The 12,361-nt window shown below is 48.1% G+C and carries 12 protein-coding genes; all 12 read right to left on the reverse strand.

What is annotated here, in order from left to right; genetic code table 11:
- Window positions 1–2: 2 nt before the first annotated feature.
- Window positions 3–1,034, reverse strand: a complete 1,032-nt coding sequence (gene argC, locus I8U21_RS02765) for an N-acetyl-gamma-glutamyl-phosphate reductase (RefSeq protein ID WP_181731366.1) — start codon at window positions 1,032–1,034, stop codon at window positions 3–5.
- A 120-nt stretch (window positions 1,035–1,154) separates the two neighbouring features.
- The gene (locus I8U21_RS02770) at window positions 1,155–1,478 is read right to left on the reverse strand and encodes a c-type cytochrome (protein ID WP_181731365.1); all 324 of its coding nucleotides are present in this window, start codon (window positions 1,476–1,478) and stop codon (window positions 1,155–1,157) included.
- A gap of 10 nt (window positions 1,479–1,488) precedes the next feature.
- Entirely contained in the window at window positions 1,489–2,331 is an 843-nt protein-coding gene (locus I8U21_RS02775; RefSeq protein ID WP_198053222.1) for a hypothetical protein, read from the reverse strand.
- 81 nt (window positions 2,332–2,412) lie between these two features.
- Window positions 2,413–3,201 (reverse strand): enoyl-CoA hydratase/isomerase family protein, encoded by a 789-nt coding sequence (locus I8U21_RS02780; RefSeq protein ID WP_181731363.1) that lies wholly within the window; start codon window positions 3,199–3,201, stop codon window positions 2,413–2,415.
- Between the two features lie 33 nt (window positions 3,202–3,234).
- Window positions 3,235–4,348, reverse strand: a protein-coding gene (prfB, locus tag I8U21_RS02785; RefSeq protein ID WP_198053223.1) for a peptide chain release factor 2 whose coding sequence is annotated in 2 segments (ribosomal slippage) — window positions 3,235–4,275 and window positions 4,277–4,348 — 1,113 coding nt in all. Because the reading frame shifts where the segments join, the coding sequence is not laid out codon by codon here.
- A gap of 76 nt (window positions 4,349–4,424) precedes the next feature.
- Window positions 4,425–6,959, reverse strand: a complete 2,535-nt coding sequence (gene secA / locus I8U21_RS02790) for a preprotein translocase subunit SecA (RefSeq protein ID WP_198053224.1) — start codon at window positions 6,957–6,959, stop codon at window positions 4,425–4,427.
- A gap of 102 nt (window positions 6,960–7,061) precedes the next feature.
- Entirely contained in the window at window positions 7,062–8,276 is a 1,215-nt protein-coding gene (locus I8U21_RS15250) for a glycosyltransferase family 4 protein (protein ID WP_198053225.1), read from the reverse strand.
- A gap of 225 nt (window positions 8,277–8,501) precedes the next feature.
- Window positions 8,502–9,569: a non-hydrolyzing UDP-N-acetylglucosamine 2-epimerase gene (gene wecB / locus I8U21_RS02800; protein WP_198053226.1), complete on the reverse strand. Its 1,068-nt coding sequence runs from the start codon at window positions 9,567–9,569 to the stop codon at window positions 8,502–8,504.
- A gap of 159 nt (window positions 9,570–9,728) precedes the next feature.
- Window positions 9,729–10,292, reverse strand: a complete 564-nt coding sequence (hpf, locus tag I8U21_RS02805; protein WP_198053227.1) for a ribosome hibernation-promoting factor, HPF/YfiA family — start codon at window positions 10,290–10,292, stop codon at window positions 9,729–9,731.
- 194 nt (window positions 10,293–10,486) lie between these two features.
- The gene (locus I8U21_RS02810; RefSeq protein ID WP_037997728.1) at window positions 10,487–10,687 is read right to left on the reverse strand and encodes a cold shock domain-containing protein; all 201 of its coding nucleotides are present in this window, start codon (window positions 10,685–10,687) and stop codon (window positions 10,487–10,489) included.
- Window positions 10,688–10,791: 104 nt separating this feature from the next.
- Window positions 10,792–11,514, reverse strand: coding sequence for an amino acid ABC transporter ATP-binding protein (locus tag I8U21_RS02815; RefSeq protein ID WP_181731357.1), 723 nt, complete (start codon window positions 11,512–11,514; stop codon window positions 10,792–10,794).
- A 113-nt stretch (window positions 11,515–11,627) separates the two neighbouring features.
- Complete coding sequence (locus I8U21_RS02820; RefSeq protein ID WP_232337460.1) at window positions 11,628–12,308, reverse strand: amino acid ABC transporter permease; 681 nt, start codon at window positions 12,306–12,308, stop codon at window positions 11,628–11,630.
- Window positions 12,309–12,361 lie beyond the last annotated feature (53 nt).

Here is a 12,361-nt window from a genome sequence, read left to right on the forward strand (position 1 = left end):
GTTTAAGGATAAAGCGGATCCATATCGAGTCCGGCAGTGACCGGACACCCCATGCGAATGTTGGCATTTTGCACGGCTTGTCCCGCTGCTCCTTTCATTAAGTTATCAATCGCCGCCAGGATGACGAACCTCCCAGTCCGTTCATCCACTTGAACCCCGATGTCACAAAAATTGCTTCCTTGCACCGCTTTGGTTTCGGGCCATTTGTCTTTTAATACACGAACAAACGGCTCCGAAGCATACGTTTCCTCATACAGTTGCAAAAGGTCCGCTTTTGTATATTTATTCAGCGGCTGTGCATAGATCGTGACCAATATCCCCCGGTTCATCGGAACCAGATGGGGAACAAATTGAACCCTTACATCCGTCCCGGCCAGGCCGCTTGCCACCTGCTCGATTTCGGGAATGTGTTGATGATGACTGATTTTATAAGGACGAAGATTTTCGTTGATTTCGCTGAACAAGTTTGGCTGCCTGGCAGCCCGTCCGGCACCGGTGACCCCTGATTTGGCATCAATAATGACCGAAGCCGGATCCAGACACTTTTCCTTTAAAAGCGGCAAAAGCGCAAGCAACGCGGCCGTCGGATAACACCCCGGATTACTGATGAGTTGCGCCGTTTTCAACTCTCCGGCAAACCATTCACTCAACCCGTAAACCGCCATGTCCAGATATTTGCGGTCCGCTGCCGGTTTTTGGTACCACGTTTCATACTGACCGGGATCATTCAGCCTGAAATCCCCGGACAAATCAATCACAACCTTTTCTTCTTCCATAAACAAAGGCGCGTACTCCTTACTGACGCCCGCCGGGGTGGCAAAAAAAATAAGATCCGCCGAGTCACAAATTTGTTTCACATCCAGATCCCAAAACGTTTCCGTCAATTGGGGCATGTGCGGAAAAGAACGGTTTAACGGCCGCCCGGCTTGGGAAGAGGAAACATAAGAAGCAATTTGAAATTCCGGATGACGCTTAAGAATTCGCAATAACTCCATGCCGCCATAACCCGTGGAACCGATCACTGAAACTCTCAAAGAATCACACACCTTCATTCTGGATATGTATTATTATACATTTAATATAATATTTATTCAACCGTATTTCAGGAGAAACAAAAAAAGCCAAGCGATTTGCTTGGCTTTTGAACGTGCGGATTATGGCTGCCCAATCAACCAATCAGCCAATTTTTCCCGCTGATCCTGGGGAATGTGCGATTGAGCAGGCATGCTTCCTTTTCCATTCTCCAAAACCTGAAGAATTTCATCTTTATTCATTTTCTCGCCGATCTTTTGCAAACTCGGCCCCATGGCCCCTTGCCGGTCTCCGCCATGGCAGGAAGAACAGTTATTCATATAGACCGTTTGGGGATCCGAAGCCGTTGTCGTCCCGTTTTGATTTTGCGAAGTGTTCGAATTTCCGCATCCTGCCAAGAGCAACAGCCCACAAAGCGCTCCGAAAAACCAACCTGCTTTTTTCATGGTATCACCCCTACTTGTTCTTTTTGGAAAACAGGCTTTTCCCCGCATAATGCTTGGCCCGGGAGGGCGTTTTCTTTTGGTCTTGTTCCTCTTCCTCTTGATTATGGCCGGGTGCTTGCGAGCCGAGTAAGCTGGCTTTCGGGTGTTCCCCCGGATCTTTCGTTGATTCCCCGCTTTTTTCCGGCTTTAACAAACTTCTTTTGTACAAACGGCGGTTTGCCTTTTTATCCATTGCTTCCTGTTGCTTTTCGTCCGCCGCCTTCTCTTCGTCTTCCCGGTTTTTTTTCGGTTTTTGCGTTTTTTTATTTAATGTCAGGGTTTGGCCGGACACTTCTTCCGACTTGGATTTCAACAAACTTTGTTTGCCTTTGACACCCGGTTGTTCGGATTTCTTCTCTGACGTTTTGGAAGCGGTGCCATCGTCTTTGGATGGAATCTTTTCTTCGGAAGCAACCGGATTGGCCTTTGCGTTGACACGCTTCTTCCCGTTGGGACGGCTGGTGTTGGATTGGGTACCGGGTTTGGCGTCGGGCTTGGTGTTGGCTCTTCTTTTTTGGAGCTCCTCAGGATTCCGCACAACGATTTCCTTGTCTTCATCCGGATGTGCTTCCGTCGGCCGTTCACGATGGATGTGGGGCTTTTGTTTTCTTTTTTGCCTTTCGCGCTTAAACCGTTCCATGGAAATCTGCACATCTTCGCTGGACATGTTTCCATCCGGAAACATTCTTTCGATCTCTTCCACTTCTTTTTTTCTTTTCTTCGAGACGATAATGCTGATGACCGATATGATGACAATCAGCGCAACAGCAAACACGGTTCCCCACAAGACGGGATTTTCCATGATCATATCCATAAGACGACCTCCTCTTTTCTCTGCTCCCCCAACATGACTATGTAATGAGAAGGCCGGCTTTGTTTGCCGGCCCGCCAATGTTTATTTCCCTTTAAACAGGGGCTCTCTTTTTTCAAGAAAAGCATCCATGCCTTCCACACGATCTTCGGTGGCGAAGGACAAACCGAAGTACGCGGCTTCCATTTGCAAGCCGGACCGGAGATCCGCTTCTGCTCCCTGATTGATTGCTTTTTTCACAAAACGGACGGCCAGCGGGGCCTTTTTGGCCAATAATTGAGCCAACTCTTTTGCTTTGGGCAACAACTGGTCGGAAGGGAACACCTGATAAACAATTCCCAACCGCCGGGCTTCCTCAGCGGAAATCATTTCCCCGGTCATGCAAAGGTATTTGGCAGCTTGCTTGCCGATCAAGCGGGCCAAACGCTGCGTTCCCCCGTAACCGGGGATGACTCCCAGGTTGACTTCGGGTTGCCCGAATTTCGCATTGTCCGACGCAAGAATAATATCCCCGCTGAGTGCCAATTCCAAACCTCCGCCCAAGGCAAATCCGTTGACGGCCATGATCACCGGGATGTTCAATTCTTCAATCCGGTTGAACAAGGCCTGTCCTCTTTTGGCTTTGGCTTCAGCCTGATCCGGCCGGGAGATTTCGCGCAACTCTTTGATGTCGGCCCCAGCAACAAAAGCTTTTTCCCCTGCTCCCGTAATCACCAATGCCCGGACGTCTTCCGATTGTTCAACGGACGCAATCGCTTCTTCCAATTCGTTTAACAGATCCTGATTCAGCGCATTTAAAACCTTTTCCCGTGAAATCGTCAGAACCGCCGTATTCCCCTCAAACTCCACGTTTAAATATTTCCAGTCGGACATTTTCCCGCCCTCCCTGGTTGTTGATTTTTTTCTCTAGGATTTCTGATTTAATTGCTGACGCAAATACGCTTCGATAAACGAATCGATTTCCCCGTCCATCACGGCTTGCACGTTGCCCACTTCCACTTGCGTCCGGTGGTCTTTCACCATGCTGTAAGGATGGAACACATAAGAACGGATCTGATTTCCCCATCCAATCTCACTCTGTTCCCCTTTCAGCGATTGCAATTCTTTTTGTTGCTCTTCCAACTGCCGCTCGTACAAACGGGCTTTTAAAATTTTCATCGCCCGGTCGCGGTTTTTGATCTGAGAGCGTTCCGACTGGCAAGTGACCACAATGCCGGTTGGAATATGGGTGATCCGGACGGCTGAATCCGTCGTATTCACATGCTGGCCCCCGGCACCGCTGGAACGGTAGGTGTCAATTTTCAGGTCTTCCTGCCGGATTTCAATTTCGATATCATTGTCAATCTCCGGCATCACTTCAACCGACACAAACGAAGTGTGGCGGCGGCCGGAGGAATCAAAAGGCGAAATACGCACCAAACGGTGAATGCCTTTTTCCGCTTTCAAATACCCGTAAGCATAATTTCCTTTGATCAGCAACGTCACACTTTTTATCCCGGCTTCATCCCCTGCGAGATAATCCAATGTTTCCACTTTGTATCCATGGTCTTCCGCCCAACGGGTGTACATACGGAGCAGCATGTCCGCCCAATCCTGCGATTCGGTTCCGCCTGCCCCCGGGTGCAGTTGTAAAATCGCCGAGTTGCGGTCATACGGTTCACTGAGCATGACTGTCAGCTCGAAATTGTCGATCTCTTTTTGCAAGGAACGGATTCCGCTTTCCAATTCTTTCTCCATGGAAGGGTCTCCCCCTTCTTCCTGCAACAATTCGAGCATCAATTGCTGTTCCTCAAAGGCTTCATCCAGCTCTTCCATTTTCTCGATCTGTTCTTTCAATTGTTTCATTTCGCCGATCACTTTTTGGGCTGATTCCTGATCATCCCAAAAGTCGGGAAGAGACATTTGGTTTTCCAGTTCTTTCAAACGCGCTTTCTTCTGATCGAAGTCAAAGAGACCTCCTGATGTCCGCCAGTTTCCCGGCTGTATTTTCAAGCGCTTGTTTCATTTCATGGATTTCCATACCTATCACCTCATGACATATCTTATTCCAAAAAAACGGATTGGAAAAGGGAAGGCTCAGGGTTCCCTGAGCTCTTTCATTGAACCGAAACAGATTTTTCATTTTTTAAGCAGCAGTTTTTGTATTTCTTTCCGCTGCCGCAAGGGCAGGGATCATTCCGCCCCACTTTTTCGCTCCGGCGAACCGGTTGCTTCTTCGATACCGTCCCGCTCTGTTCCTGGCCGGAAACCGCCTTGGTGTTGACAGCGACTTCCTCCCGTTCAATTTCTTCTTTTTCATCGATGACCGATTTCATCACATAACGAACAACTTCCTCCTGAATTTCGCTCACCATTTCCTCAAACATGGCAAAACCTTCAAATTGGTAAGCCCGGAGGGGATTGTCCTGTCCGTACGCCCGCAAATGAATGCCTTGCCGCAATTGTTCCATCGCATCAATGTGATCCATCCATTTCCGGTCAACCGTCCGCAAGGTCACCACTTTCGCAAATTCATTGAGCCTTTCTTCGCCCATTTCCTTTTTGCGTTCTTCATAATATCTTACGACTTCGTCATAAATATATTCGATCATTTCTTCCGGATCCAATTTTTCCAACTCATCGATGGAGATCCTGCCTTCCGGGAGCAGATTGGATTCGACGAAATCAAGGATGGCATCGAAATCCCATTCTTCCTCCAGGTCATCGGCCGTATGGGCCTTGACCACTCTTTCGATGGTGGATTTGGCCATGCCGAGGACAACATCTTTTAAATCCCGGCTGGTTAACACTTCACGGCGTTGTTTATAAATGATTTCCCGTTGCTGGTTCAACACATCGTCATATTGCAAAACCCACCGGCGCGCATCGAAGTTGTTCGCTTCCACTTTCCGCTGGGCATTGGCCACCGCTTTGGTGAACAATTTCCCCCGGATCGGTTCGTCATCGGGCAGTTTATTCAACATTCCTTCCAGATTTTCCGCCCCGAACCGGCGCATCAAATCATCATTCAGGGAAAGGAAGAACCGGGAAGAACCGGGATCGCCCTGACGTCCAGAACGTCCCCTGAGCTGGTTGTCAATCCGCCGGCTTTCATGGCGTTCCGTTCCGATCACATGCAAACCGCCCAGCTCGGCGACTCCTTCTCCCAAAACAATGTCGGTTCCGCGCCCGGCCATGTTGGTGGCAATGGTGACGGCTCCTTTTTGCCCGGCCTGTGCAATGATTTCCGCTTCCCGTTCATGGTTTTTCGCATTCAGCACCTGATGGGGAATCCCTTTTCGCTTCAGCATCCGGGACAAACGCTCTGATTTTTCGATGGACACCGTTCCCACCAACACCGGCTGGCCTTTTTGGTGGCATTTTTCAATTTCCTCCACCACGGCCTTCATTTTCGCTTCTTCCGTTTTGTACAGCACATCGGAGTAATCTTCCCGGATCATAGGGCGGTTGGTAGGAATTTGCAAAACATCCATGTTGTAAATTTTGCGGAACTCTTCTTCTTCGGTTTTGGCCGTTCCGGTCATTCCGGACAATTTTTCATACATCCGGAAATAGTTTTGCAAGGTGATGGTGGCCAGGGTCATGCTCTCCCGTTGAACCTGCAAGCCTTCTTTGGCCTCAATCGCCTGGTGCAGGCCGTCGCTGTATCGCCTTCCGTACATCAAGCGGCCGGTAAATTCATCCACGATGACCACGCCGTCTTCATTCACCACGTAATCTTCGTCCCGTTTCATGAGAACATGGGCTTTCAACGCTTGCTGGATGTGGTGGTTCAACATGATGTGCTTCATGTCATAAAGGTTGTCGATTCCGAGGAAGTTCTCCACTTTCTTCACGCCGTCTTCGGTTAACGTCACTTGCTTCGTTTTGATATCCACCGTAAAGTCTTCTTCCGGTTTCAGGCGGCGCACCACTTTGTCTGCCGTGTAATACAAATCGGTGGCCTTATTGGCTTGCCCGCTGATAATCAAAGGCGTTCTCGCTTCGTCGATCAAAATGCTGTCGACCTCGTCGATAATGGCATAATGCAGTTCGCGTTGCGTCAACTGCTCCGGATACATCACCATATTGTCCCGCAAATAATCAAATCCGAATTCATTGTTCGTTCCAAAAGTAATATCCGCCTGATAGGCGGCTCTTTTCTCTTCCGGCGACATGTGGGGCAGATTCAGCCCGACGGTGAGGCCCAAAAATTCAAACACCTGCCCCATCCATTCACGGTCCCGTTTGGCCAGGTAATCATTCACGGTGACAATATGAACGCCTTTTTCCGTCAAAGCATTCAAATAAGCAGGAAGTGTGGAGACGAGCGTTTTTCCTTCCCCGGTCTTCATCTCGGCAATATCGCCCTGATGAAGCACCATTCCACCGACCAGCTGCACACGGAAATGACGCATGTTCAAGACACGGCGCGCGGCTTCACGAACCACGGCAAACGCCTCCGGCAGGAGTTCGTCCAATGTTTCTCCTTCCTTGAGACGCCGTTTAAATTCATCCGTTTTCTCTCTCAATTGGGCGTCGGTCAGTTTTTGCATATCCGGTTCCAAAGCATCAATCTGATCGGCAATCTGAAAAAACTTTTTCAGTTGCCTTTCCTGATTGTCAAACAGTTTGCGAAGGGTTTTTAACAACCTTCATCATCTCCTACCTTGAGCTGGATTATATATTCGCCGAAATCCAAACAAATCCATATTGTATAGTTTAACAAATTTTTTCCCCTTTTTCATTGCGCTTTACTTCACCAGCTCTTTTAAGAATCCGTAGAAACGACGAGCCAATTTTTTGCGGTCCCCTTCCCGGTCAATATATTCCCGCCCCCGCTTCCGGATGGCTTCCCGCTCTTCAGAAGACAGGGAACGCACTTTTTCAATGGCTTCAGCCAATCCTTCCGGGTTTTCCGCTCCCGCAAAGAAACCGACTTGATTCTTTTCCACAATTTCCCGGACTTCCCCGTCGACAGTGGTGACGATCGGCAGGCCGATGAAGGTGTAGTCAAACAATTTGTTGGGCCTGGCACCGCGGAAAACTTCGTTGTCCGCCAAAGAAATGATTCCGCAGTCAGCCGCCTGGGTATAGTCAAAAATCTCCGACTTGGGCACCGGATCCAACAAATGAACGTTATCCAAGCCTTCTTCTTTCAATCGAAGCAATTTTTCCTTTTCAGGCCCGTCTCCGATCAAAACAATGGAAACACCCGGTTTTAAATGGCGGCCGGCTTTCACCACATGTTGCAATGCGTTGGCCGGACCGTGTGCCCCGGTATAAATGGCAACAAACTCATCTTCCTTCACACCCATCCGTTTGCGGAATTCCGCCCGTTTGGACGGATCGGGTTTCCAGGAACCGACCACAATGCCGTTGGGGATCAACCGGATTTTATCGGGATCAAACCCTTTGTCTGCGATAAATTTGCGCTGATGTTCCGTCAACACGATAATCTGGTCGGCTTTTTCATACAAAAACGATTCCATCCAAGTCAAAATCCTGACCACCCATTGATTGTTCAAACCGCCCATTTTGATCAGCGAATCCGGCCACAAATCACGCACTTCCAAAACAAAAGGGCAACGCTTTACTTTTGAAAGCATCCATCCGGCAAACGCCGTGAACAAATGGGGGGAAGATGCAATCAACACATCCGGCTTCTTTTTGAACAAACCGGCCAGAAAAAAGATGGCGGCAAAACTTCCCATGTTGAGAATCCGTTTGAAATCGTTGGTTTTATGCGGGAAGGACCACAGCCATTTCAGCTTCAGCCCTTTGACCGGTTCAATGTTTCGTTTTTCTTCCTCCGTGATAAATGTCCGGCGGGGGTGCACAAACTTGGACAAAAACAGCGTCACTTCCGCCCCTTCGCCTTCCGCCCACTCTCTTGCCAGCTCATAGTGGCGGGTGATGCCTGCAATATTCGGTGGAACTGCATAATGATTCGCTAACCATATCCGCACGATCTTCACTTCCTTGTATCTCACTTTTTTAATTTATGAAAAAAGGAAATCAATTCCTTTTGTAATATAAACGTCATTGTATTACAAAGTCTGAAATAAACTATCGTCAATGTAACATAATCGCACTGCGTTGGGTATCCTTTCGATTCCTTTTCGCAAAATAGTCAAGATTAAAACCGTTGATAAAAAAGCCAGTTCCTTTTTCAGAACTGGCTTCATTTCTTCTTATCCTATATCTTTGCCCAACTGTTCCAAAATTTTCTCCGCCGCGTGTCCGTCTCCGAAAACCGGTTCCACCTTGTCAAAGTCCACTTCGAAATGTTCAACGGCTTCCAAAATCTTGCGGGAGTCCGCTCCGACCAATACATTGGCTCCCAGTTCAACGGTCTCGGTCCATTCCGTTTCATCACGCATGGTAATGCAGGGAACCCGGGCAAACAAGGCTTCTTTTTGGACGCCTCCCGAATCGGTTAAAATTTTCTTCGCATTGACTTCCAGCTGCAACATATCCAGATAGCCGACGGGTTCAATGCATTGGACACGGTCGTTTTGAATGGCAAAGCCATACTCTTTCAGTTTTCCGCGCGTTCTCGGGTGAAGCGGGAGAACAGCCGGCACCGGCAATTCATTGATCGCTTTTACAATTTCATGCAGCCTTTCGGGATCATCCGTGTTTTCCGCCCGGTGCAAAGTGATCAAAATATAGCTTCCGGGCTCCAATCCGAGTTTTTCGAGCGCACCGGCTTTTTCTTCCGCCAAACGCCGGTTGTAAAGCACGGCATCCAACATCACATCGCCGATTAAATGGACGCCTTCGGTGATTCCTTCCGTTTGCAAATGGTTGACCGCTGTTTTCGTGGGACAAAACAACCATTTGGAAACATGGTCGGTCAACACCCGGTTGATCTCTTCCGGCATCCGTTTGTTAAAACTTCTCAGCCCTGCTTCCACATGGGCCACCGGAATATGAAGCTTGGCAGCCGCCAACGCCCCGGCCAGGGTGGAATTGGTATCTCCGTAAACCAAAACGCAATCCGGTTTTTCAGACAAAAGGACTTCCTCGATCTTGCCCAACATTTCACCGGTCTGCCGGCCATGCGATTTGGAGCCGACATGCAAATGGTATTCGGGCACGGGAATATGTAATTCATCAAAAAACACATCCGACATGGACTGATCATAATGCTGACCGGTATGTACAAGAATTTCTTCAGCATGACGACGAATCACACGGGAAACCGGTGCTGCCTTGATAAATTGCGGTCTTGCTCCAACCACTGTTAAGACTTTCATTGGATAACCCCCCTGCGTGCTCTGAAATTAAAACTGGGAGATCCCATGGAATATGAAGTTATCATATCACAGCATGGTCCAAGTTCAATCTCTTTATAAAAACATCATAAAAGCAACAATCCCCCCAAGCAAGGGGGGATGATTTCGCAGTTTGAATTTTTATTCGGGTTCAATCAGGCCGACCTTTCCATCTTTTCGGCGATAGATCACATTTATTTCATCCGTGACGGCATTGGTGTAGACGAAGAAATTGTGCCCCAACAGTTCCATTTGCAAAATCGCTTCTTCGGTGTCCATCGGTTTCAGTTGAAACCTTTTCACCCGGACAATTTCATCGTCCCCTTCTTCTTCATCGGTCAATGCGGTCATGGTGGTTTCCTTTTCGGAAGCGTTTTCTTTCAACATGTTGCGAAAGCCGGCCTCGCGGCGGGAACGCCGGTTAACTTTGGTTTTGTATTTCCGGATCTGTCTTTCCAGTTTTTCCATGACCAGATCCACGGAGGCATACATATCTTCGCTCAGTTCCTCGGCCCGGACCAAAAGTCCCGGAAACGGGATCGTCACTTCGACTTTGTGCATATCTTTTAAAACATTCAGGGAAACTTGTGCCTCAACTTCAGCGGAATGATCAAAGTATCTTTCCAACTTGCTCAACTTACGTTCGATAAAGTCTCTCAAAGCGTCTGTAACTTGTAAGTTGTGACCGCGAACGATACATTTCATGGGGAAATCCTCCTTCCGCTTTGTACTTTATCTATTCCCTGATTTTTAAAAAATTCCTCCGGTATTTGTTACAATTAATATAAGGGAAATGTTGGATGTTTTTAATTTTCAAAAAATATCCGGCCGCATGCCACAGAAAACACAAAAGCTCCCCGGAGGAAACCCCGAGGGAGCTTTATTTTCAATTTTGAACGTTAACCTAATTTAACAACATTCGCAGCCTGTGGTCCACGCGAACCCTCCACGATTTCAAATTCAACCAATTGACCTTCTTCCAATGTTTTAAATCCTTCCATTTCAATCGCGGAATAATGGACAAACACATCGTCCCCGCCTTCACGCTCGATGAAGCCGTAACCTTTCTCCGCGTTGAACCACTTGACTTTGCCTTGCATGAAAAATACATTCCCTTCTTCAATCAGATTGCACAAGACATACATCTCACGCCATTTAACTATATCATTTGTCTAAAAATACTGTCAAGAAGACCCTTTTTGAATCACAAAACCTTGCTGAGAAAATTTTTTAATCTTTCGTGCCGGGGATGAAAAAAGATCTCTTCCGGACTGCCCGTCTCCAGGATTCTCCCTTCGTCCATAAAGACGATGCGATCGCTGACTTCACGGGCAAATCCCATCTCATGGGTGACGACGACCATCGTCATCCCTTCCCGGGCCAAGGCCTTCATCACTTCCAACACTTCTTTCACCATTTCCGGATCCAAGGCGGAAGTGGGTTCGTCAAACAACATGACTTTGGGCTCCATGGCCAGTGCCCGGGCAATGGCCACCCGTTGTTTTTGTCCTCCTGACAGTTCACCGGGATAACTTTCCGCTTTTTCCTTTAATCCCACTTTATCCAATAACGCATAAGCTTTCGGCTCGATTTCCTCTTTTTTCATCTTCCGGACACGAATCGGAGCCAAAGTGATGTTTTCCAACACACTCAGGTGAGGAAACAGCTCAAAATGCTGAAACACCATTCCCACTTCAGCCCGCACCCGGTTCACGTCGGTACCGGGGTGCGTCAAATCTTGTCCGTTTACGATCAACTTGCCTGAAGTAATGGTTTCAAGCCGGTTCAAACAGCGCAACAACGTGCTTTTGCCTGATCCGCTCGGACCAATGACACAAACAAGTTCTTTTTCATTTATCTCCAAATCAATCTCTTTTAATACGTGATACTGACCATAAAATTTATCCAGTTTTTCTGCCCGAATCATCCTGTCATCATCCCTTATCTGTTTAAGTCCGTCAGGCATCCCGTGCATGCCATGCTGCGGGGCCGGTACAAACAAGCCACTGCTAACACCGGCCCGTCATTTCTTTCGCCACGCTAACGTTTGCTTGTCTGAAACCGTTTTTCCAAATAAGAAACCCATTGCGTCAGAAGCGTTGTCAACACGAGATACACCAATCCGGCCGTGATATAAGGGGTCCAGCGGACAAACGTGTTTTTGGCCGTCACGAATGCCGCATACGTAATATCATTGACGGCAATCACGGTCACCAAGGAGGTGTCTTTCAAAAGGGTGATCATTTCATTTCCGAGCGGCGGCAACATGTTTTTAAACGCCTGAGGCAACACCACAAACCGCATCGCTTGTGGATAAGTCATGCCCAACGAACGGGCTGCCTCCAACTGCCCTTTATCCACAGACTGAATGCCGCCGCGAAAAATCTCCGCAATATATGCTCCGGCATTCATGGAAAAAGCAACAAAGCCGGAAATGACAGCTTCGGGCGGATCCATGAAAAACATTTCCGCCAGCGTGGGCAATACGGCAAAATGGAAAAACAAAATCTGCAAAAAAAGCGGGGTTCCGCGAAACAGATGGACATAAACCCTGGCAGGAATCCTGAGCCATTTCTTCGTGGAAATCAACATTATCCCCAGCAAAACCCCGATCACCAATCCGACGGCCACCGCCACCGCAGTCAATTCGATGGTCGTGATCAATCCCTGGATAAACAAGTCTTTATATTCGATGACAACCGACCAATCCCAATCCATCATTTATCCACAGTCTCCTTCTCCCTGTCCACAGTTATTCACATAGTTATCCACAT

Source organism: Thermoactinomyces sp. CICC 23799 (assembly GCF_016055145.1).
GTDB lineage: Bacteria > Bacillota > Bacilli > Thermoactinomycetales > Thermoactinomycetaceae > Thermoactinomyces > Thermoactinomyces intermedius.